The organism is Rhodothermales bacterium (assembly GCA_041391505.1).
Classification (GTDB): Bacteria; Bacteroidota; Rhodothermia; order Rhodothermales; family JAHQVL01; genus JAWKNW01.
In genome coordinates this window covers 151,165-173,301 of the sequence record JAWKNW010000002.1, presented here as the reverse complement: position 1 = coordinate 173,301, position 22,137 = coordinate 151,165, and the positions used below count along the sequence as shown (strand labels likewise).

Below are 22,137 nucleotides of genomic sequence, written 5' to 3'. Positions count from 1 at the left end.
TTGCTCGGGGTATCGTAACATGCCGTCGTCCTCACCCGACCACCTGCATCCAACCTCGATGAAACGTCGCGCCATCACTTCGTACGCCGTCCTCCTGGCCGGCAGCCTTCTCGTAGCAAGTTGTCAATCCTCTGACGATATGTCTTCGACCGATCTGCCCAAAATCATCAGCACGTCCTACGGCACCATGCCCGACGGCCGCAACGTCGGCCTCTACACGCTGGTCAATACCCGGGGGATGGAGGTGCAGCTGACGGCGTACGGCGCCATCATCACCTCGATCAAGGTGCCCGACCGCAAGGGGGCGATGGGGGAGGTGACGCTCGGTTACGACAACCTCGACGCCTATCTGGGCGGTAGCCCGTTCTTCGGCGCCGTGGCCGGCCGGTATGCCAACCGCATCGGGAAAGGCTCGTTCACGCTGGACGGGACTACCTACAACCTGCCCATCAACAACGGCCCGAACAGCCTGCATGGCGGGCTCAAGGGATTCGACAAGCAGCTGTGGGACGCCACGCCGATCAACGTGGAAGACGGCGTCGCGATCGAGTTCTCGTACCGGAGCGCCGACGGCGAGGAAGGGTATCCGGGGACGCTGGATGCGAAGGTGACCTACACGCTGACCGACGACAACACGCTGCGGCTCGACTACGAGGCGCGGACCGACAAGCCGACCGTCGTCAACCTCACGAACCACACCTATTTCAACCTGAAGGACGGCGGGAAGACGCCGATCCTCGACCACGAAATCCGTATCAATGCCGACCGGTACACGCCGGTGGATGAGAACCTCATCCCGACGGGCGAACTCGCGCCCGTGGCCGGCACGCCGTTCGATTTTACCACCGCGCACCGGATCGGCGAGCGCATCGATGCGGACAACCAGCAGATCGCCTATGGCCGCGGCTACGACCACAACTTCGTGCTCAACCGGAACGGCGACGGGCTCCAGCTGGCCGCCGAAGTCTATGCCCCGTCCACGGGCCGCGTGCTGACGGTCCGCACGACCGAACCCGGTGTGCAGTTCTACACCGGCAACTTCCTCGACGGCGCGTACAAGGCTCCGGACGGCACGCCGTACGACTTCCGCCACGGGCTGTGCCTCGAAACGCAGCATTTTCCGGACTCGCCGAACAAGCCGGATTTCCCCTCGACGCGGCTCGATCCGGGCCAGGTGTACCGGACCACGACCACGTTCACGTTCTCGACGCGCTGACGCGTCCGCGTCACCGCAACTTTCGTCGCCCCGCCGCGATGTGACGACTGCCAGTCGTCCGCTCGCGGCGGGGCGCGTTCGTTTTCCGGAATCGAAGATCCGGGCAGCACTTCCCCTCTTTCCCCGCCGGCCGCGTGGACGCCTGCCGGCCATCGTTCCGGCGCACATCACGGAAACATATCCCAGAGGGCATCTCATGAAGATACTCGTCACCGGCGGAGCCGGGTATATCGGCAGCACGGCGGTTCGCGATCTCATCGAAGCCGGCGATGCCGTCGTCGTGCTGGACAACCTGTACCAGGGCCACCGCGCCGCCGTCCATCCGGACGCCGTGTTCGTCGAGGGCGACCTCGCCGACCGCGCCCTGGTGGACGACACGATGGCGGCGCATCGCCCCGACGCCATCATGCATTTCGCCTCGCACACGCTGGTGGGCGAGTCGATGGAAAAGCCGTTTCTCTATCTGGGTGACAACATCCGGAACGGGTTGAACCTTCTGGAGAGCGCCATCGCGCACGGGGTCCGCAAGTTCATCCTCTCATCGACGGCCAATCTGTTCGGCGCCGCCGAGGTGATGCCGATCGAGCCCGAGGCCCCGATCGTGCCGGGCAGCCCGTACGGCGAGTCGAAGTACATCCTGGAGCGGATGCTGCACTGGATGGACCGCGTCTATGGCATGCGGTACGCCGCGCTGCGCTACTTCAATGCGTGCGGGGCGGTCTCGGCCGATCACGGCGAGGATCATACCCCCGAAACCCACATCATCCCGATCGTGCTGCAGGTGGCGCTGGGGCAGCGGGATCATGTGGTGATCTACGGGAACGACTACGACACGCCCGACGGGACGTGCGTGCGCGACTATGTCCATATCAAGGACCTCTCGCAGGCGCATATCCTGGCGCTTCGTGCACTGGACGCCGGTAGCCGCACCTATAACCTCGGCAACGGCAACGGATTCAGCATCCTGGAGGTCGTGGAGGCCGCACGAGAGGTGACCGGCCATCCGATACCCGTCCAGATCGGGCCGCGGCGTCCGGGCGATCCGGCGACACTGATCGCCGGCAGCGACCGGGTGCGGCGCGAGCTCGGGTGGAAGCCGGCGTACCCCGAACTCCGGCAGATCCTGGAAAGCGCGTGGGCCTGGCACAGGGCGCATCCGCATGGCTTTGAGAAGCGTGCCGTGGCGGCCTGAAACGGCGCCGGAGCACCTCCGGATCGGCGCGCGCCTGCACGAAGGATTAACACGGCAACGTGGTCTCTTTTGCGTATTATGGAGCCCGAACGGCCCGGGCGGGTTCGTTCGGTCCTTCTTCGTCTGTAGACCCCCTTCGTCGTGTCCGTAGAGCAAATTCTTCTCGGTATTGTAAGCATCTTCGTGCTCGGTATCGGGGCGCAATGGCTTGCATGGCGTGTCCGGGTGCCATCGATCCTGCTGCTGCTGTTGCTGGGGTTTCTGGCCGGCCCCGTCACGGGTTTTCTGTCGCCGGCCTCGCTGCAGGGCGAGTGGGTGTTTGCGTTCGTTTCGCTCGCCATCGGGGTGATTCTGTTCGAGGGCGGGCTGAGCCTCAAGGTGAGCGACCTGCGGGAAGTCGGGGCGGCCGTCGTGAGCCTGATCACGGTCGGGGTGCTGGTGACGTGGGTGCTGGCGAGTCTCGGGGCGCATTACATCGCCGGTTTCAACATCGGGATGGCGATCCAGATCGGCGCCATCCTGACCGTGACCGGTCCTACCGTGGTCATTCCGCTCCTGCGCCATGTGCGGCCGAGCGGTCGCGTGGGCATCATTGCGCGCTGGGAGGGCATCACCGTCGACCCCGCCGGCGCCATCCTGGCGGTGCTCGTTCTCGAGGCGATCGTGCTGCTCAACGGCGCCGAGGCCGAACACGTCAGCGAGGCGGTCTGGGAAGCCCTGGCCGGCCTCTTCAACGTGTTTTTTGTGAGCCTGGGCGTGAGCATCACCGGCGCGGCGCTGATGCTGCTCATCCTGCGCCGGCGGCTGGTGCCGGACTATCTGCTCAACCCCTTCGCGTTGATGCTCGTCCTGGCCACCTTCGAGTTATCCAACATCCTCCAGGAAGAATCGGGCCTGCTGACCTCGACGCTCATGGGGATCATGCTGGCCAACCAGCCCTATGTGTCGGTGAGGCGGATCACCGAATTCAAGGAGGATCTCCAGGTGCTGCTGATCGCGACCCTGTTCATCCTGCTCAGCGCCCGGCTGGAGATCAGTGCGCTGGATTACATCGGCTGGCGGGCGGTGCTGTTTCTGGCCTTCCTGATCCTCGTCGTGCGTCCGATAGCCGTTTTTACCTCGCTGGTGCAGTCCCGATTCGGATGGCGCGAGAAGCTGTTCCTGTCGTGGCTGGCGCCGCGGGGGATCGTCGCGGCGGCGGTGGCTTCGTTGTTTGCGTTCCGTCTGGAGCCCATCTACCCCGGCGTGATCGATGCGCTGGTGCCCATCGTTTTCCTCGTCATCGTGGGTACGGTGACGGTGTACGGGTTGACGCTCAGCCCGCTGGCGCGGCGCCTGGGGCTGGCGCAGCCGGCGCCGCAGGGGCTGCTCATCCTCGGCGCGAACGCGTGGAGCATCCGGCTGGCGAAGATCGTGCAGGAGCACAGCCGCAACGTGCTCGTCATCGACGCCAATGCCAAAAACATCGAGCAGGCGCGTCAGCAGGGCGTGCGCGCCCAGTGCACCGACGCTTTGTCGGACACGGCGTTCGACGAGCTGGACCTGGGCGGGATCGGCAAGTTGCTGGCGATGACGCCCAACGACGAGGTGAACTCGCTGGCCACGCTGCATTTTTCCGAGGTGTTCGAGAGCGCGGAAGTCTACCAGCTCGTCTCCCGCACGCAGGACCGGGATACCCGGCACGGGATGTTGCCGCTGCATCTGCGCGGCCGGCCGCTGTTTTCCGAAAAGGCCGATCACGTCACGCTGGGCCAGCGCCTCATGCAGGGCGGCGAGCTGCATGCCTTCGCCATCGACACGCCGGACGACTTCGATACCCTGATGGAAGAGTACGAGGACGACGTCATCCCCCTGCTCCTGCTCAAGCCGCAGGGACGTCTGGACGTCTTCGTCGTGGGCGAAACGCCGACGGCCGAGGTGGGGGATGTTTTCGTGGCGTTCCTGCCCCCGCAGCGCAAGGAGGAGGACGTGCGCGACGAGCGCATCTATGAGGAGATGGTGCGCTCGGCCGGCTTTGTCGAGATGATCAAGGTCGAATCCTTCTCGCGCGTCCTCGAGGAAGGCGCCAGCCGGCTCGCGGGCCGTCTCGGCACGGCCGAGGAAGACATCCTGCGCGGCCTCCAGGAGGGCACGCGCTTTGGCGCGACGCCCCTGACGCGCGGCGTGGTCCTGCCGCACTGCCGCCTGGCCGGCCTCGATCGCCCCGAACTGATGCTCGTACGATGCAGCGGCGGCGTGCGCATCCGCTACGACGAGATGCACGCCGACCCCGAGTTCACCGAAATCCCCGAAGGCAGCACCGATCCCATCTTCGCGGCGCTCCTGCTGGTCACGCCCCTCGAACGCCCCGGGCAGCACCTGCGCATCCTCGCCCACATCATCGGACACGTCGACCGCCCGTCCTTCCTCCCGCAGTGGATGGAAGGCGAAAGTCCGGACGCCCTGCGCGAACTGCTGCTGCATTAAAGGGCCGTCCTCGCCTGCCCATAAACTCAGCATCTGATTGACTTTAGAATGCAGAGGTGGTGTCGATGTTGAGAGGGTACGCTTCGAGCCATATGGAGCGCCTGTAGGGGCGTCCGTCGCGTCGTGCCGAGAGGAACCTGCACAACCCGACGCCGGCGTCCCTCGCAGCCTTCGCGTAGCGGATGGTTATGTTATCATAACAGTTCGTTCACGGACAGATCCGTGATTACGGCACACGATGGCACGGCCGTTGAATCGACGTGTGTTCTATGCACGGTGACGGCCAGACGGGAAAAATCCTCGGGATTGCCGGCGCCGTGGTGGAAAAAGGCACCTGTCCGGTCCGCCGCCCCTTGAACGCATCCGTCCGATCCGGCACCCGGTAGGCTCCCCCCGTCCCGGGCTCGTGTCGAGCGCCGGCGCGTGTGGCAAATCGGCATGGCAACGAAGCTTCTTTCTTACCAGTTATCATGCGTCATTCGATGAACAACGTACTCGCAGTCGTGCTCGGAGGCGGGGCCGGAAAACGGCTTTTCCCGTTGACGGCAACCCACGCGAAGCCCGCCATATCGCTCCTCGGCAAATACCGGCTGGTGGACATCCCCATCACGAACTGCCTGCGCTCGGGCATAGAGCGCATCTTCGTCCTGACGCAATTCAACTCGGCGAGCCTGCATCGGCATCTTTCAGAAACGTATCGTTTCGATGCCTACGACGATCGCTTCGTCTCGATTCTGGCCGCCGAACAGACGCCGCACTCGTCCGACTGGTTCAGGGGCACGGCCGACGCCGTCCGCCAGGTCCTGCACCATCTCGATCATCACGCCGGCGACTACGTGCTGGTCCTGTCGGGCGATCAGATCTACGACATGGACTACGAGACGCTCTATCGGCATCACGTGGAGCGGGACGCCGACATCACCGTGGCGACCACGCCGGTGACGGCCGAGGACGCGACGTCCTTCGGCATCATGCAGATCTCCGGCGACGACACGATCACCGTATTTCGCGAGAAGCCGGCGCCGGCGCAACTTGCGGGGCTGCGGAGTCCGGTGACGGCGGCGATGGAGCAGGCGGGCCGGCACTACCTGGCGTCGACGGGCATCTACCTGTTCAAGAAGGATGTCCTGCGCAAACTCCTGCTCGAGGACCGGTCGCGTCACGATTTCGGGAAGGACATCATCCCGTCGGCGCTCGACCTGTGGAAGGTGGTGAGCTACCCGTTCGACGGGTACTGGAGCGACGTGGGGAGCATTCGCTCCTACCACGCGGCCAACATCGCGATGACGCAGCCAAAGCCGTCCTTCGATTTCCACGCCTCGTGCCTGCACATGCGGACGCGCGCGGAGGCGTTGCCGCCGGCGAAGATCATCGGGTCGCTCATCCACGACGCGATCATCTGTGAAGGGTCGAACGTGACGAACGCGCGGATCTACCACAGCGTCCTCGGGATTCGCTCGATCGTCGGCGAACGCAGCACGCTGAAAAATACCGTCATGATGGGCGCCGACTACTACGAAGCCGGGCCTTCGGGCGGCGTGCGCAACGTGAGTGCGCCGGATCATCCCGGCGTGGGCGAGGCCTGCTTCATCGAAAACGCGGTGATCGACATGAACGCGCGGATCGGGAACGGCAGCGTGCTGGCCAACCAGGAAAACGTCCAGGAAGGCGAGGGGGCGTTCTACTACATCCGCGACGGGATCATCGTGATCCCCCGCAACGCGGTCGTGCCCGAGGGCACCCTGATCGGCGTGACCAATGTGCCCATCCACGTCAACCGGCTGCCGGCCGAATACCTCAAGCCGGCGGTGTCGGTGGGGATGGCGGCTGCGCTGTGAAGCGCACGTCGCGCCGTTGAATAAACGTAAAAAAGCCGCATCCGAGACCGGGTGCGGCTTTTTTCGTGGAATCGAGGCTCACTCGCCGGTGGGCGCGGCGTCGTCCTTCTTGAGTTTGTCGACGAACTTTTCGGCGCCGGCTTTCATCTCGGTGAAGCTTTCTTCGAGGTCGTCCTTCAGCTCCTCCCATTTTTCCTCGCCGGCCTCGCGCGCTTTTTCGAGCTTCTGCTTCAGGATTTCGCGTTTGCCTTCGAGCTCCTTGGCCTTTTCGGCGAGATCTTCCTTCAGGTCGCCGGCTTCTTCGACGAGCTTATCCTTCGTCTTGTCGAACCAGTCGAACAGTTTGCCGGCTTTGTCGAGAAATTCCTGTTTTTCCATGATCGTGCGATTTTGCGGGTTAGGTTCTGTCTGATAAATCATTCAGACCGAAACGTATCCTGAATGTGATTCAGGATCCAACGCTGTTTTGGAGGTTTTTTGGATGCTCCGGGACGGCCCGAACGATTTTTCAGACACGGCCTGGTAGGACGCAGGATGTCAGCGGGCTGATGGCGCCGGCGTCTGACGGCCTGCGGGCGGCGCTGCGATCGGCGCCCGGGTGTGGGTCGACTCATGCAATAGAACGCCTTCAAACTACGCCGGTGCCCTCGAAAAAGATACGAAAAACCGGACCCTGCGGCTCTTTTCACGCCGGGAAGGGTATCTACCCTGAGGCGCGTCCCACGATCCTGCGCATCCCATCGCCGTTCCGGTTCAACCTACATCCACCAGGAGGAAGCTGCCATGAAACTGCGCACCATCATCGTTATCGCTCTGTTATTTCTGCTGATCCTCTTCGCCGCCATCAACTGGAGCGCCTTCACGACGCCGTTTTCCCTGAGCTTCCTGTTCGGCGACATCCAGATGCCGCTGGGCGTATTCATGCTGGGCTTCGTGGGTTTGCTGGCCGTGATCTTTCTGCTTTTCCTGGGGAAGGCCGAAACCGTGGCGCTGCTGGAAGCGCGGAAGCAACACAAGGAACTCGAAAAGGCCCGCAAGCTCGCGGACGACGAGGAGCTCTCGCGCATCAACGAACTGCGCCGGCTGATCGAGACGCGGTTCGACGAACTGCACGCGCGGCTCGATGTGGCGCTGGAGACGTCGGAGCCGTCCCTGGGCGACCCGAATCGGGAGCCTTCCACACCCTGACGCCGGCCGATCGCTTCCGGCTCCGGCGACGACGCCTCAGTACGGCGAAAACCCGGCCGGGTCCGGCCGCCACGACTGCAGCTCTTTCATGTAGTTCGCCCGCTCGAACGCCGAGGGCTCCTTCACGTGCCGCTGGCTCATGCTGCCGCACATCTGCTGGATCGATTCGTATTCGTGCAGCGTCAGCCAGTGCTGCACCTCGTCGAGGATGACGGCGATACGGTCGATGCCGTGTTTCAGGAGTTCGGAGGCCATCATGGTAACGTTCGCGCCGGCCATCACCCCCTTCAGCACGTCCTCGAAGGTATGTACCCCGCTCGTGATGGCGAAATCGACCGGCACGCGGCCGTACAGGATCGCGACCCACCGCAGCGGTAGCCGCAGCTCGCCCGACTCGCTCAGCACGAGATGCGGGCGCACCTCCAGACTGTCCAGGTCGAGGTCTGGCTGGTAAAACCGGTTGAACATCACCAGCCCGTTCGCGCCGGCGCCGGCGAGCTGGAGCGCCATGTGCGCCATGGAGCTGAAAAAGGGGCTGAGTTTGACGGCGAGCGGGATCGAGATGTGTTCGCGGATCGCCTTGACGATGTCGACGTAGCGCGCCTCCACCTGGGCGCCCGTCTGGTCGGGGTCGGTGGGGATATAGTAGATGTTGAGCTCGAGCGCGTGCGCGCCGGCCTCCTCGATATCTTTCGCATACCGTATCCATCCGCCGGACGAGATGCCGTTGAGGCTGCCGATGATCGGGATGTCCACGGCCTCGCGCGCCGCCCGGATCTTGTCGAGGTACTGGTCGGGCCCCACATGGTAGGCCTCGGCCTCCGGGAAGTAGCTCAACGCCTCGGCGAAGCTCTCCGTCCCGTAGTCGAGATAGTGGTCCAGCCGGTGGCTCTCCCGCGTGAGCTGCTCCTCGAAGAGGGAGTGCATCACGACGGCGGCTGCGCCGGCGTCTTCCAGCCGGCGGATCGTCGATACCTGTTCGGACAGCGGCGAGGCAGACGCCACGATCGGGTTCTTGAGCGAGAGGCCGAGGTAGGTGGTCGAGAGATCCATTTGAGTAGCGATTAGCGATTGAAGATTTTGATTTCCGATGTGCGGTCTGTCCTGAGCGAGGCCGGGGGATCGGCGATCATGTCGCCTTGAAGCCGGGGGGCATGGTGGGTTTGGGGCGCGTGGAGGGGGCGGGTGGAGCGGGCGCGGCCATGGCGGCGCCGTCGCCGGATGGGCTCAGGCCGGCAAGGGATTCGAACTTTTTCCAGTGGGCGTCCACATGCGCTTGTGCCGCCTTGAGGAAACGCGCGGCGCCGGCGGGGTCGACCAGGGTGAGGGTCCGGTACCGGTTTTCGTTGTACGCATAGTCCTTGAAGGGCACGGACGGGGCCTTGGAGTCCAGCTGGAACGGGTTTTTGCCTTCGTCGGCCAGGCGCGGATCGAAGCGGTAGAGCGGCCAGTGGCCGGACTTCACGCCGAGCGCCTGCTGATCTACGCCGCGCGCCATGTCGATGCCGTGCGCGATGCACGGGCTGTAGGCGATGATGAGCGACGGGCCGTCGTAGCTTTCGGCCTCCTCGAAGGCGCGCACGGTCTGGGTGTCGTCCGCACCGAGGGCGATCTGGGCGACGTAGACGTAGCCGTAGCTCATGGCGAGTTCGCCGAGGTCCTTTTTGGGAGTTGCCTTGCCGCCGGCGGCGAACTTGGCCACGGCGCCGATGCCGGTCGACTTCGAGGCCTGCCCGCCGGTGTTGGAGTAGACTTCGGTGTCGAGCACGAGGACGTTGACGTTTTTGCCGCTGGCCAGCACGTGGTCGAGCCCGCCGAATCCGATGTCGTAGGCCCAGCCGTCGCCGCCGACGATCCACACGCTGCGTTTGACGAGCGCGTCCGCCACGAGGGCGAGGTCGCGCGCCTCGGCGCTGGTGTCGCCGGCGATGCGGGTTTTAAGCTGCTGGACGCGCTCGCGCTGGGCGGCGATGCCGGCGGGCGTCGTCTGGTCGGCGTTCAGCAGGTCGTCGAAGAGGGCGCCGTCGTGGTGGCGGAGCCGGCCGAGCAGGTCGCGGGCGTAGGCTTCCTGGCGGTTAACCGCCAGCCGCATGCCAAGGCCGAACTCGGCGTTGTCCTCGAAGAGCGAGTTGCTCCATGCCGGCCCGCGCCCCTCGCTGTTGCAGGTCCACGGCGTCGTCGGGAGGTTGCCGCCGTAGATGCTGGAGCAGCCGGTGGCGTTGGCCACGATGGCGCGGTCGCCGAAGAGGCGGGTCATCAGACTGAGGTAGGGCGTCTCGCCGCAGCCGGCGCACGCGCCGGAGAACTCGAAGAGCGGCTCGAGGAGCTGCACGTCCTTCGAGCGGGTGTATTTGAGGCCGTCGTCGACGTACCGCGAGCGGTCCGGGAGGCTGAGGAAATAGTCCCAGTGCGCCCGGGCGCGTTCGCGGAGCGGGAGCTGCGGCTCCATGTTGATGGCCTTGCGGTCGACGCGCGTCTTGTCCTTGACCGGGCAGATCTCGACGCAAAGCTGGCAGCCGGTGCAATCTTCGGCGGCCACCTGGAGGGTGTATTGCTGGTCCGCCAGCTCGCGCCAGCGGGCCGGCGCCGTCTTGAAGTCGGCCGGCGCGTCGGCCAGCGCCGCGTCATCCACCACCTTGGAGCGGATGACGGCGTGCGGGCAGATCATCACGCACTTGCCGCACTGGATGCAGATGTCGGTATCCCACACCGGGATCTCGTGCGCCAGATTGCGTTTTTCCCACCGGGTGGTGCCGCAGGGATAGGTGCCGTCCACCGGCAGGGCGCTGACGGGCAGCGCGTCGCCGAGGCCGGCGATCATGGATGCCGTAACGTGCTGGACGAACGCCGGCGCCTGCGTGGGTACCACGAGCGGGAGTTCGATCATGCCGGTGGCGGTCTCCGGGACCCGCACCTGGTGCAGGTGGGCGAGGGCGGCGTCGACGGCGGCGTAGTTCATCTGGACGGCCGCCTCGCCGCGCTTGCCGTAGGTTTTTTTGATGGCCTCCTTGATCTTCGTGATCGCCTCCTCGCGGGGCAGGACGCCGCTCAGGGCGAAGAAGCAGGTCTGCATGATCGTGTTGACGCGGCCGCCCATGTTCGCCTCGCGGGCGACGTCGAGCGCGTCGATCACATAAAAGGCCAGGCTTTTTTCGATGATCTGTTCCTGGACGCGGCGCGGGAGGCGATCCCACACCTCGTCCGGTCCGAACGGGCTGTTGAGGAGGAACGTCGCCCCTGTCTCGGCGAGCGCGAGCGTGTCGTAGCGTTCGAGGAAGTTGAACTGGTGGACGGCGACAAAATTCGCCTGCTGGATCAGGTAGGTGCTGTGGATCGGGCGGGGCCCGAAGCGGAGGTGGGATACGGTGCGGGCGCCCGACTTCTTCGAGTCGTACACGAAATAGCCCTGCGCGTACTGGTCGGTCTCGGTGCCGATGATCTTGATCGAGTTCTTGTTGGCGCCGACGGTGCCGTCGGAGCCGAGGCCCCAGAAGACGGCGCGCGTGACGTCCGCCGGCTCGATCTGCCAGTCGGCGTCCCACGGCAGGCTCGTGTGGGTGACGTCGTCGACGATGCCGACGGTGAAGTGGTTTTTCGGGACGTCCCGCTTCAGTTCGTCGAAGATGCCGCGCACCATCGCCGGCGTGAACTCCTTCGAGGAGAGGCCGTAGCGGCCGCCCACGATCCGCGGCATGGCGGCGAAGGGAGCGGCGCCGCCGGCCATGCCTTCCACGACCGCGGTGAGCACGTCCTGGTAGAGCGGCTCGCCGGCGGCGCCGGGCTCCTTGGTGCGGTCGAGCACGGCGAGGGTCTTGACGCTCGCCGGCAGGGCCTGGATCAAGTGTTCGACGGAGAACGGACGGTAGAGGCGGACTTTCACGAGCCCGACGCGTTCGCCCTGGGCCGTCAGGTGCATCACGGTTTCCTCGACGGTCTCCGCGCCGGAGCCCATCAGGACGATGACCCGCTCGGCGTCGGGCGCGCCGACATAGTCGAATAGCCGGTACGTGCGTCCGGTGAGGGCGCCGAGTTCGTCCATCCGCCGCTGCACGATTTCAGGTACGGCGAGGTAGTAGGGGTTGACCGTCTCGCGGGCCTGGAAGTAGACGTCCGGGTTCTGGGCCGTGCCCCGGATGAAGGGGTGATCCGGCGAGAGGCCGCGGGTGCGGTGGGCGCGGACGAGGTCGTCGTCGATCATCGTGCGGATGTGCTTTTCGGGCATCATCTCAATCTTCTGGATCTCGTGGGAGGACCGGAAGCCGTCGAAGATGTGGAGGAAGGGGATCCGCGATTCGAGGGTGCTGGCCTGGGCGATGAGGGCGAAATCCATGATCTCCTGGACCGAGTTGGCGAAGAGCATGGCCCAGCCGGTGGCGCGGGCGGCCATGACGTCCGAGTGATCCCCGAAGATCGACAGCCCCTGTGCGGCGAGGGAGCGGGCGGCGATGTGAAACACCGTGCTGGTGAGTTCGCCGGCGATCTTGTACATGTTCGGGATCATGAGGAGGAGGCCCTGGCTCGCCGTGAAGGTCGTGGTGAGCGAGCCGGCCTGGAGCGCCCCGTGCACCGCGCCGGCGGCGCCGCCTTCGGACTGCATCTCGACGACGTCCGGCACCATCCCCCAGATGTTTTTCTGGCGCTGCATCGTCCAGAGGTCGGCCAGTTCGCCCATGGGAGAGGCCGGCGTGATGGGGTAGATGGCGACGACTTCGTTCGTCTTGTGGGCAATGTAGGCGGCGGCTTCGTTGCCGTCGATCGTGGCAAAGGTGCGTTTCATGGTCCGCAACCAGAAGGTGAAAGTCGGGGCGATACGTGCCATGAAAGAACGGGGCGACGTGTAAGGCAACGTGACGGGGCAGGTCGCCGGGATGTGGCGGTGCGGGGGCGTACAGACGTGTAGGCGGGGATCCTACAGGGCTGCTTCCTGCCGAAGCGCGTGCGAGGGCCCCGAGGGATGGGGGGAGATGTGATGTGATGAAAAGAAATCCCTACATTATGCGCGGCCTGCGCCGCGCCGGCTTCTCCGGTGGCTGGCTGCAAGGCCGGTGTTCGTGATCGTCCTCCCCAACCTACACTGCATCATGAGGCTTTCTGTGCAGGGAGCGCTGTGGCTCCTCATTTGCCTTACACTCGGATTCTCTCTTCCCGGCGAGCGGACCGCCGGCAACGCGCCGAAGGCGCCGCGCAACGTCGTCTTCATCCTGAGCGACGACCATCGGTACGACTTCATGAGCTTCCATCCCAACGCGCCCGACTTTCTGGAGACGCCCAACCTGGACCGGATGGCTGCCGGCGGGATGCATATCCGCAACGCCTTCGTCACGACCTCGCTGTGCTCTCCGAGCCGCGCTTCCATCCTCACAGGGCAGTACTCGCACCGCCACGGCGTCGTCGACAACGCGACGGACGTGCCCGAAGGGACGCGCTTCTTTCCGCAGGATCTCCAGCAGGCCGGCTACCAGACCGCGTTTTTCGGCAAGTGGCACATGGGCGGCGAGACCGATGAGCCGCGCCCCGGCTTCAACCACTGGGAAAGCTTTCAGGGGCAGGGGACCTACTATAATCCCGTCCTCAACATCAACGGATCCCGCGGCGAAATAAAAGGCTATACGGCGGATATCCTGACCGATCATGCGCTGCAGTGGCTCCGCGACCGGCAGGCGGATCAACCCTTCTTCCTGTATCTGTCCCATAAATCGGTCCACGCCGAGTTCGAGCCGGCCGAGCGGCATCTGGGGCGCTACGACGACGTCAAGCTCCGCTACCCGGAGACCATGGCGAACACCGAGGAGAACTACCGGGGCAAGCCGAACTGGGTGCGCGAGCAGCGCTATGGATGGCACGGCGTCGACTACATGTACCACGGCACGATGGATTTCGACACCTTCTACCGCCGGTACTGCGAAACGCTGCTCGGGCTCGACGAGAATGTCGGGCGTGTGCTGGATTACCTGGAATCGTCGGGGTTGATCGAGAACACCCTCGTCGTGTACATGGGCGACAACGGATTTTCGTTCGGCGAGCACGGGCTGATTGACAAGCGCCAGGCCTACGAGGAGTCGATGCGCGTCCCGATGCTCGTCTACGCACCCGGCTATGTGAAGGCCGGTTCCGCTACGGACGAGATGGTGCTCAACATTGATATCGCCCCCACCGTGCTCGAACTGGCCGGCCAGGCGACGCCGGCGCGCATGCAGGGGCGTTCGTTCGTTCCGCTGCTCGAAGGCAAGACGGTGCCCGACTGGCGGAAGGAGTTCGCCTACCAGTACTACTGGGAGTACAACTTCCCGCACACGCCCACGGTCTTTGCCCTCCGGGGGGAGCGCTACAAGTTCATGTTCTATCACGGGCTCTGGGATCAGAACGAGTTTTACGATCTGCAAACCGACCCCCTGGAGAAATACAACCTGATCGACAGTCCCGAGCACCAGGCGTTGATCGCCACCATGCAGGAGCGCCTGTTCGACATGCTGGATGCCGAGGATGCCGTCAACGTGGCCTTCCGCCGGCCGCGTTATCGGCAGCAAGATCAGCGCAAATTGCACGATTGAGGCCGGATGACCGAATCGAACCAGGCGACGGCCGAGGTGGCCGGCGACGATCTTCCCCTGCTGCAGGGGCCGCAGTCGCGAAAATCAGAGCTGTGGCGGGCCATCCGGGTCTTTTTTGAGATGCTGCGGGGCTTCCGCGTCCTGCACTTCGTGGGGCCCTGCGTCTCCGTCTTCGGGTCGGCTCGCTTCAAGGAAGACCATCCCTATTACGAACTGGGCCGGCTGGTGGGGCGGGAACTCGTCCATGCAGGATTTACCGTGATGACGGGGGGAGGCCCCGGCATCATGGAGGCCGCGAACCGGGGGGCGAAGGAGGCCGGCGGACATTCGGTGGGGTGCACCATCGAGCTACCGCACGAGCAGACGGACAATCCCTATCTCGACCGCAGCGTGCGATTCCGGCACTTTTATGTGCGGAAGCTGATGCTGGTGAAGTACTCCTACGCCTTCATCGTGCTGCCGGGCGGGTTCGGGACGCTCGACGAATTGTTCGAGACGGCCACGCTCGTTCAGACGGGCAAGATTCGCGCATTTCCGCTGGTGCTGGTGGGGAAGTCGTTCTGGGAGCCGATGCTTGCGTTCATGTACGAGCGTCTGGCGGCGGAAGGAACGATCGACGGCGAGGATATGAACTACTTTTATGTGACGGATTCGCCGGAAGAGGCGGTGCGTTATGTGCGGGATGTGGCGATGGAGCGGTTCGGCCTGACCTATGGGGCGCGGATCAAACGGCGGTGGATTCTCGGCGAAGGGTAGATAAACACGGTACGTTGTTGCCGGCGGATGTGTCTGGTAGGGTAAAGACCAGCGTGGTTGCCCCGCAAAAACCCGAAGGGTCTCCGAGACCCTTCGGGTTTGGGGAAGGCCCCACCTCACCAGCCCTCGATTTTCGCCATGTCCAAACCCATCCCCCTCCAGTTCGGCACCTACTACCACATCTATAACCGTGGAAACAACCGTCAGAACCTGTTCCTCGAGGAGCGCAACTTCGCGTTCTTTCTGGACAAATACTGGCGCTATATCCCACCCGTTGCCGACACGTTCGCCTACTGCCTCCTCTGGAATCACTACCACTTTCTCGTTCGTATCAAAACCGAAGAAGAGCAGCGCGCCTGGTGGGCCGCCGAGCAAAAGCGGTCCCCGGAACACGTACTGCTCAAAGGGCCGAGCCAGCAGTTCAGCAACCTCTTCAACGGCTACGCCAAGGCCGTGAACAAGGTCTATGGTCGAACGGGTTGTCTTTTTGAACATCCCTTCCATCGGATCGAAATCCACGGAGAAGCCTACTTCAGCCGGCTCGTGACGTATATTCACCTGAATCCCCAGCACCACGGGTTCGTTAGCGATTTTCGAGACTGGCCGTATTCGTCGTACCCTGTACTGCGCTCGCCGGCTCGCACGCTCCTCATGCGGGACGCGGTGATCGAGCACTTCGACTCGCTGGACCGGTTCGAGAGCGCCCACCGCATCGTCGCCGACCCCGGCGCCTTCACCCCATGACTCCTGCCAAAGCTGTTTTTTTGATCCTGGGGATTGCCCTCGCGATCGCCTTCGTGCTCGGACCGCGCCCCGACGTCGACGAAACCATCCAGCCCCTCGACCTGCCGGCCGATCTCGACACCTACCTCGCCACGTCCGAGGCGCGCTTCGACGACATCATCCCCGGCGCCGAAAAAACGATCGTCTGGGCCAACCCGGAGAAGGCGCGCACGCCGGTTTCGGTCGTGTATCTCCATGGGTTCTCCGCCACGCGGCAGGAGACCAGCCCGCTCTCGGATTCCGTCGCCGCGCGCCTCGGGGCCAACCTGTTCTACACGCGCCTCGCCGGCCACGGTCGCAGCGACGACGCCATGGGGGAGGCCCGCATCAACGACTGGCTGAACGACACGATGGAAGCCTATGCCATCGGGCAACGGCTGGGCGAGCGGGTCGTCGTGATCGGCACGTCCACCGGAGGCACCCTCGCCACCTGGCTCGCCGCGCAGCCGGACACGGACGCGCTGATGGCCGTCGTCCTCATCTCGCCGAACTACGGTCCGAAAGACAAGATGTCCGGGCTGCTCCTCTGGCCGTGGGGCAAACAACTCGCCCGGATGGTCGTGGGCCCTTATTACATCTGGGAGCCGGCCAACGAACAGCATGCCCGCTACTGGAAAACACGGCATCCAAGCAGTGCGCTCGTGCCCATGATGGGGCTCGTGGATCTGGTGAACCGCCTCGATTTCGGGCGCATCCAGACCCCGCTGCTCGTCGTCTGCTCGCCTGACGACCAGGTGGTGGACCCCATCCGGATCGCCGAGGCCTATCCACGATTCGGCTCGTCGGTCAAGGAGCTGGTCCTCGTCGAAGAGGCCGGCGACCCCTCGAACCACGTCCTCGCCGGCGCCATCCTATCGCCCCGCGAAACGATGCCGACGGTCGAGCGCATCGTGACGTTCCTCGCGCCCCTCGCCGCCGAGCCGGTCAGATGACCTCCGCGCTCCGCGACGGGCGCAGCCACTTGAGCCAGATGAAGGCCGCCGTGCTCGCAACCGAAAACACCGCGCCGGCCGCGAAGGCCACCGGCGCAAGCGGCACGCCGGCCTGCTGCACCATCCACATCCCCACCGGAATCGTCAGCAGCCGGCCGATTTCCAGCGCCGACAGCCAGCCGTTTTTGTGCTCGAAGAGGAAGCCGAACATGAGCGTCGTCACCAGGATCCAGAGCGCGTAACAGCCCTTGGTGACCGGGTCCAGGGATGCGTGGCGGAAAAAGTACAGGGCGTTGATCGCCAGCGCGCCCAGAAATTGCGCGAGGATGTAGAGATTCACATCCCGCGCCTCGTGCTCGTCGTATTTGGTGTAGGATGGATCGACGGCCGCCAGGGGCGCCGATCCGCCCAGATACGCCGGCTGCCACCCGGGGCGCTTGAACAGGATCCGTAACACGTCGCCGGCGCTGCGCGCCTTCCGGGCCGTGTGAAACAGGTCGATGTAGTGCGCGAAGTTGGCGTAGACCGGGTTCCAGCTGCGCAGCGGACGGGTAATGCCGTAGTGCGGCCGCTCCTCCTCTTCCTGGAAGGTCCCGAACAGCCGGTCCCAGACGATCAGCACGCCGGCGAAGTTCTTGTCGATGTATTTCGGATCCCGCCCGTGATGCACCCGGTGATGGGAAGGCGTATTGAAGATCGCCTCGAACCAGCGCGGCATCTTGCCGATGTGTTCGGTGTGGATCCAGAACTGGTAGAGCAGATTGATGCCGCCGACAAACACGAACTGGATCGGATGGATCCCCACCAGCGCCATGGGAAGATAAAACGGCAATCCCCAGATAAAGCCGGTCGACGTCTGCCGCAGCGCGACGGACAGGTTGAAGTCCTCGCTCTGATGATGCACCACGTGCCCGCCCCAGAACAGGCTGATCGTGTGCGCCATCCGATGCTCCCAGTAGTAGCACAGATCCCACATCAGGAAGGCCACCGCAAACGTGCCCCACGTCTGGTCGAGCTGCACGAACGCGAATCGTTCATAGACGAGGGTGTAGATCCCTATCCGGAACAGCGTCAGAAACGTGTTGGTGAGCTGCTGTAGCGTGCCCGTGCTGACGTTGGTGACGGCGTCGTTCAGCCGGTAGGTTTTTCGATGGGTGATGGATTCGTAGACGAGCTCGACGGCCATCAACGTGAAATACATCGGGATGGCGATGATGACGGGGTTGAGATCCATGGAGGGAACGGGGTTGCAGGGCGATGCGGGAACGGGCCGTCACATAAAATACGATCCCGTTCGCTCATTCGAGAACTCGATGTGAATATGTGTGTAACATGTGCATAAACAGACTGCACATGGCTTCCATCCTGGATCACATTCCGACTCGGCTCCGCCGCGCCGGCGCCACGAACGGCGGCGAACACGCCGGCCCCTGCCCCTGGTGCGGCGGGCGGGACCGTTTTCGCGTCTGGCCGAATCAGGGCGCGTCCGGACGGTACTGGTGCCGGCGATGCGGCCGCAGCGGCGACGCCATCCGCCTCGTGCGCGAACTGCGCGGCCTGGGCTACCGGGAGGCCTGCGCGGCGGTGGGGGTGATCGCCTCGCCGACGGAAAAGTCGCTGGACCGGACCCCCGAGCGGCTCGTGCCCCCCTCGGAGGCGTGGCAGGAGCAGGCCTGGTGCGAGGCCGAACGCGCCCGCGACCGGCTCTGGGCGCCCGATGGCGGCCGCGCGCTCGACTGGCTCCGGCGGCGCGGCCTGGCGGATCGGACGATCGCCCTCGCCAGCCTCGGCTATCAGCCGGCCGACCGCAGGGATCCCCCCGCCCGCTGGGGCCTCGATCAACCGAACGACGTCTACCTCCCGCGGGGCATCACGATCCCCTGGATCATCGACGGGTCGATCTGGCGGCTCAACGTGCGCCGGCCCGCGGGGACGCCCCGCTACATAGGTCCCGCCGGCTCCTCAAACGGCCTCTACAACGCGGACGACATCCAGGCGGCGCGCCCGGTCGTGCTGGTCGAGGGCGAAATCGATGCGCTGTCCGTCATGCAGGATGCCCCCGGCGTAGCCGCCGTCGCGACCGGCTCGACGAGCGGGGGACGCCGTCGGCACTGGATCGACCGGCTCCAACGGGCCGGGACCGTACTCGTCGCCTTCGACTCCGACCCCGCCGGCGAACAGGCCGCCCGGTTCTGGCTCGATACCCTCCCCCTCGCCCGGCGCTGGCGGCCCTACTGGGACGACGCCAACGCCATGCTGCAGGATGGCATCGACCTGCACGCCTGGGTCGGGCGCGGGCTTGCCGACACGGCGGATTGACCCACCCCTGAGCCGCCCCGGCCGCCGTTGCTGCTTACTCCATCGCAGCCCTTCCGTCACCAGAGAGGTTTTACGATGGACATACGCCTTGCCAACGCGGCGCGACGCCCCGGCGCCCTGCTTGTTCTGTTCCTGCTTTTCACCGTGCCGGCCGCTCGGTCCCAGCCCGTCATGCAGCAGCTGCTCGACGGTCACGTGCTCTATCACGACGTCTTCGGTTGGGATACGGCCATGAACGACCGGTACATGGCGATTTCTTCGATTTATCCCCACCAGCCCGATCCTCCCACCCTCCCATCGGGGAGCGTCCGGATTTACAGGAGGATCAATGGCGCATGGCAGTTCTGGTTCGATCTGGAGGCGCCCGAGCCCGGGCCCATCAATGTGTACTACGGGCGCTCCATCGATCTGAGCGGGGGGATGCTGGCGGTCGGCGCGCCCCTGTACGACAGCATCGGACGCGTTTTTCTGTACGACCTCGACAGCGACACGCCGGCCACGCCCGTCGCATCCCTCGCCCGCCCCGATCCCTTCGTCCTGCCGCCGCTGGACGGACAGGCTTTCGGCATGTCGGTGTCGATCGACGGCGCCACGCTCGTTGTGGGATCCCCTTCCGAAGATCTCGCCGAGGAATTGCGCACCGGCGCCGTCCATGTCTACGAGGAGGTCAATGGCGTCTGGACGCATGTAGCCCAATTTTATCCGGAGGCCATCGACTTTCCGGATGGGCAATACGGTTTCAGCGTCTCGCTGAGCGGCGACACGTTTGTCGTTGGCGCGCCCGAGACAAGCGGGGCTACCGGGCAGGCCGAGCTGTTCCAGCGCAGAAACGGCCGGTGGGAGAAGGTCTTTCGCTTCCTCAATTTCGAGGTCAACCAGGACGTCGATTACGGCGATCTGTTCGGCTTTTCGGTGTCCGTTCAGGGCGATGTGATTGTGATAGGCGCACCGGGCGATGGCGGGGTGCGAGGCTACGACCGGGCCGGCGCCGTCTATATCTACGAGCGCCAGAGCGGCTCCTGGTCGCGCAGGACCTACGTCAAACGGGAAGAACCCACCCCGGGCACCGAAAACTGGTACGGATATGAAGTGGCGTCGTTCGACGGCGTCGTCGCGGTGGGCACCCGCTACCCGAGCGGGACGGGACCCGGGCCGGGCGGAGCGCCCAGTTCGACGTATCTCTACCGCGAAGAAACCAGTGGCTGGGAGATCCTGGAGGTCCTGAACGCTCCGGCGCAAACCTACATGGACGCCTTTGGCTGGAGCATTTCGCTGCTGCGTAACGAAGCGGTCGTCGGGGCGCCCTGGTACGGGACGACCATCGGCGGCGTGTGGGCGAATCGGGTCGGCGCGGCCTATGTCATCACGCCGGCGTTGTCCGGCCCGTTCTGGCATCGCGTAGGCGCGGCGATCACGTCCGGCACCGACGATCCGTGCGACGGCTTTGGTACCGACCTGGCGATCCATGCCGGCACGATGGCCATCTCCGTTCCCTTCTACGCGGGGCACGGCGGCGTGCAGACGTATCGCTACGTCGACGGCCGCTGGATGCAGGATGCCACCATCGTGCCCGAGGACGGCCGGCCCGGCGATCGATTTGGCGCTTCGATGGCTTTTGCAGGCGAATCGCTCGTCGTCGGGACGCCCGGCCGATCGGCTGACGGCAAAACGACATCGGGCGGGCTCGTCACCTACCGGCAGGTCGACGGCGTCTGGGTGGCGAGCGACAAGCCGCTGGCGCTGGACGGTGTCCTCGGGCTGGGGGAAACGGTGGTTGCTTCCGGCGATTGGATTGCAGCTACCGCGCGGAATGCGGCCGGCCTGGCGCAGGTGCATCTGTTCGACGGGTCGGATGGGGTGCTCGTTGAACGCGGCGTGCTGACCGCCGAAACGCCCGAGGAAGGCTTTGGCAGCCTGGCGCTGGCCGGCGATGTGCTCGCCGCGCAGACCGGCGGAAAAGAAGGGAGCATCCGCGTGTATCAGCTTCTGGAGGGCACATGGCGCGAGGTCCAGCGGTTGGGCGAGGGTTGGAGCCCCGAAGCCGCCATCGCCCTGTCTGCCGATCGCCTTGTGGTGGGGGAAAACGGACGCGTCCACATCCTCGACCGCAAGGGCGGGCTCTTTGCGGAGACGATGGTCCGTTACGGAGCGGAGAACGAGCCGGCCTTCGGCGCCTCGGTGGCCATCGAAGGCAGCCGGATCGCCGTGGGCGCTCCCGGTGTGGAAGTCAACGGAAAGATCTACGTATTCGACGGGCAGGACGAGCTGCTGGCGCCGTCGATCTGGAAAGGAGAGCGGCCGGCCTCCGGCGCAAAACTGGCGATCGGAGACGGCGTCGTTATCTCGGCCGTCGTGTCGGATTGTTTCGAATACGGACTGGTCGAACTGCCCGCCATCGCGTTGCCGAAGGCGGCATCTGCCGCCGCGCCGTCAGCGCCGGCGCGCGCCGATGGCGACGCCTTCGCCGGCTGGTCGCTCGGGCAGAACTTCCCGAATCCCGCGCGCGGGGACACCCGCATCGAATTCGTTGCACCCACCGCCGGCCACGTCGCCGTGCGTCTTTTCGACGCGCTGGGGCGGCAGGTCCGCGTCCTGTTCGATGCCGACCTCGGCGCGGGGACCCATTCGGTGCGCATCGACACCGAGGGCCTGAGCGAGGGCGTGTATTTCTACGAGTTGCGCGCCGGGTCGTGGCGCGCCGCGCGCCCGATGCTGGTCCGCTGACCCGAAGAGCAGGGCTCCACGGTCTTTGATATTGACCGTGGAGCCCTGTGTTATGTGTCGTGTTTGCGCCCCGTGCACGACGGTCGCCCGAAGCGGGGTACGAGGATGCCGGGTCGCCTGTCAAAAACAGGGTTCTTGCGGCACATTCCGGGATCCTGCATCCCTACGATGT

The 22,137-nt window shown here is 64.9% G+C and carries 15 protein-coding genes; 11 read left to right on the top strand and 4 right to left on the bottom strand.

Features of this window, described 5'->3' with window-relative positions:
- Positions 1-139 precede the first annotated feature (139 nt).
- From R2834_02725 to R2834_02710, 4 genes are all read left to right on the top strand, one after another.
- Positions 140-1,216 (top strand): aldose epimerase family protein, encoded by a 1,077-nt coding sequence (locus R2834_02725; GenBank protein ID MEZ4699219.1) that lies wholly within the window; start codon positions 140-142, stop codon positions 1,214-1,216.
- A gap of 196 nt (positions 1,217-1,412) precedes the next feature.
- Positions 1,413-2,408 carry a UDP-glucose 4-epimerase GalE gene (gene galE / locus R2834_02720; GenBank protein ID MEZ4699218.1) on the top strand — a complete coding sequence of 332 codons (996 nt, stop codon included), beginning with the start codon at positions 1,413-1,415 and terminating at the stop codon, positions 2,406-2,408.
- 141 nt (positions 2,409-2,549) lie between these two features.
- On the top strand, positions 2,550-4,874 hold the full coding sequence (locus R2834_02715; protein MEZ4699217.1) for a cation:proton antiporter: 2,325 nt from the start codon (positions 2,550-2,552) through the stop codon (positions 4,872-4,874).
- A 482-nt stretch (positions 4,875-5,356) separates the two neighbouring features.
- A complete protein-coding gene (locus R2834_02710; protein ID MEZ4699216.1) occupies positions 5,357-6,712 on the top strand; it encodes a glucose-1-phosphate adenylyltransferase in 1,356 nt (451 codons plus the stop codon).
- Between the two features lie 78 nt (positions 6,713-6,790).
- On the opposite strand, the gene R2834_02705 is transcribed toward R2834_02710, so the two are convergent.
- Positions 6,791-7,090 (bottom strand): hypothetical protein, encoded by a 300-nt coding sequence (locus R2834_02705; GenBank protein ID MEZ4699215.1) that lies wholly within the window; start codon positions 7,088-7,090, stop codon positions 6,791-6,793.
- A 405-nt stretch (positions 7,091-7,495) separates the two neighbouring features.
- On the opposite strand from R2834_02705, the gene R2834_02700 reads away from it, so the two are divergent.
- A complete protein-coding gene (locus R2834_02700; protein ID MEZ4699214.1) occupies positions 7,496-7,900 on the top strand; it encodes a LapA family protein in 405 nt (134 codons plus the stop codon).
- 36 nt (positions 7,901-7,936) lie between these two features.
- On the opposite strand, the gene R2834_02695 is transcribed toward R2834_02700, so the two are convergent.
- Both R2834_02695 and nifJ read right to left on the bottom strand, forming a co-directional pair.
- Complete coding sequence (locus tag R2834_02695; protein MEZ4699213.1) at positions 7,937-8,953, bottom strand: dihydroorotate dehydrogenase-like protein; 1,017 nt, start codon at positions 8,951-8,953, stop codon at positions 7,937-7,939.
- Between the two features lie 76 nt (positions 8,954-9,029).
- A complete protein-coding gene (nifJ, locus tag R2834_02690; GenBank protein MEZ4699212.1) occupies positions 9,030-12,677 on the bottom strand; it encodes a pyruvate:ferredoxin (flavodoxin) oxidoreductase in 3,648 nt (1,215 codons plus the stop codon).
- A 304-nt stretch (positions 12,678-12,981) separates the two neighbouring features.
- Here nifJ and R2834_02685 point away from each other — a divergent pair, with 304 nt between their 5' ends.
- The 4 genes from R2834_02685 to R2834_02670 all read left to right on the top strand — a co-directional run bounded on the left by R2834_02685 (position 12,982) and on the right by R2834_02670 (position 16,922).
- The gene (locus tag R2834_02685; protein ID MEZ4699211.1) at positions 12,982-14,451 is read left to right on the top strand and encodes a sulfatase; all 1,470 of its coding nucleotides are present in this window, start codon (positions 12,982-12,984) and stop codon (positions 14,449-14,451) included.
- Between the two features lie 6 nt (positions 14,452-14,457).
- Positions 14,458-15,207, top strand: a complete 750-nt coding sequence (locus R2834_02680) for a TIGR00730 family Rossman fold protein (GenBank protein ID MEZ4699210.1) — start codon at positions 14,458-14,460, stop codon at positions 15,205-15,207.
- Between the two features lie 138 nt (positions 15,208-15,345).
- Positions 15,346-15,951 carry a hypothetical protein gene (locus R2834_02675; protein MEZ4699209.1) on the top strand — a complete coding sequence of 202 codons (606 nt, stop codon included), beginning with the start codon at positions 15,346-15,348 and terminating at the stop codon, positions 15,949-15,951.
- Positions 15,948-16,922, top strand: a complete 975-nt coding sequence (locus tag R2834_02670; GenBank protein MEZ4699208.1) for an alpha/beta fold hydrolase — start codon at positions 15,948-15,950, stop codon at positions 16,920-16,922. The genes R2834_02675 and R2834_02670 overlap by 4 nt, the downstream gene beginning before the upstream one ends.
- On the opposite strand, the gene R2834_02665 is transcribed toward R2834_02670, so the two are convergent.
- A complete protein-coding gene (locus R2834_02665) occupies positions 16,915-18,156 on the bottom strand; it encodes a sterol desaturase family protein (GenBank protein ID MEZ4699207.1) in 1,242 nt (413 codons plus the stop codon). The two genes, R2834_02670 and R2834_02665, sit on opposite strands and share 8 nt — an antisense overlap.
- 119 nt (positions 18,157-18,275) lie before the next feature.
- Between R2834_02665 and R2834_02660 the strand changes: the two genes are divergently transcribed.
- Both R2834_02660 and R2834_02655 read left to right on the top strand, forming a co-directional pair.
- On the top strand, positions 18,276-19,241 hold the full coding sequence (locus R2834_02660) for a primase-helicase zinc-binding domain-containing protein (protein MEZ4699206.1): 966 nt from the start codon (positions 18,276-18,278) through the stop codon (positions 19,239-19,241).
- Between the two features lie 75 nt (positions 19,242-19,316).
- On the top strand, positions 19,317-21,965 hold the full coding sequence (locus R2834_02655) for a T9SS type A sorting domain-containing protein (protein ID MEZ4699205.1): 2,649 nt from the start codon (positions 19,317-19,319) through the stop codon (positions 21,963-21,965).
- The last annotated feature ends 172 nt before the right edge of the window (positions 21,966-22,137 follow it).

Bases quoted from the DNA above. Each gene is read 5' to 3' on its own strand.
- R2834_02725 (MEZ4699219.1), top strand. From the start codon at position 140: ATGTCTTCGACCGATCTGCCCAAAATCATCAGCACGTCCTACGGCACC.
- galE (MEZ4699218.1), top strand. From the start codon at position 1,413: ATGAAGATACTCGTCACCGGCGGAGCCGGGTATATCGGCAGCACGGCG.
- R2834_02710 (MEZ4699216.1), top strand. From the start codon at position 5,357: ATGAACAACGTACTCGCAGTCGTGCTCGGAGGCGGGGCCGGAAAACGG.
- R2834_02705 (MEZ4699215.1), bottom strand. From the start codon at position 7,090: ATGGAAAAACAGGAATTTCTCGACAAAGCCGGCAAACTGTTCGACTGG.
- R2834_02700 (MEZ4699214.1), top strand. From the start codon at position 7,496: ATGAAACTGCGCACCATCATCGTTATCGCTCTGTTATTTCTGCTGATC.
- R2834_02695 (MEZ4699213.1), bottom strand. From the start codon at position 8,953: ATGGATCTCTCGACCACCTACCTCGGCCTCTCGCTCAAGAACCCGATC.
- nifJ (MEZ4699212.1), bottom strand. From the start codon at position 12,677: ATGAAACGCACCTTTGCCACGATCGACGGCAACGAAGCCGCCGCCTAC.
- R2834_02685 (MEZ4699211.1), top strand. From the start codon at position 12,982: ATGAGGCTTTCTGTGCAGGGAGCGCTGTGGCTCCTCATTTGCCTTACA.
- R2834_02680 (MEZ4699210.1), top strand. From the start codon at position 14,458: ATGACCGAATCGAACCAGGCGACGGCCGAGGTGGCCGGCGACGATCTT.
- R2834_02675 (MEZ4699209.1), top strand. From the start codon at position 15,346: ATGTCCAAACCCATCCCCCTCCAGTTCGGCACCTACTACCACATCTAT.
- R2834_02670 (MEZ4699208.1), top strand. From the start codon at position 15,948: ATGACTCCTGCCAAAGCTGTTTTTTTGATCCTGGGGATTGCCCTCGCG.
- R2834_02665 (MEZ4699207.1), bottom strand. From the start codon at position 18,156: ATGGATCTCAACCCCGTCATCATCGCCATCCCGATGTATTTCACGTTG.
- R2834_02660 (MEZ4699206.1), top strand. From the start codon at position 18,276: ATGGCTTCCATCCTGGATCACATTCCGACTCGGCTCCGCCGCGCCGGC.
- R2834_02655 (MEZ4699205.1), top strand. From the start codon at position 19,317: ATGGACATACGCCTTGCCAACGCGGCGCGACGCCCCGGCGCCCTGCTT.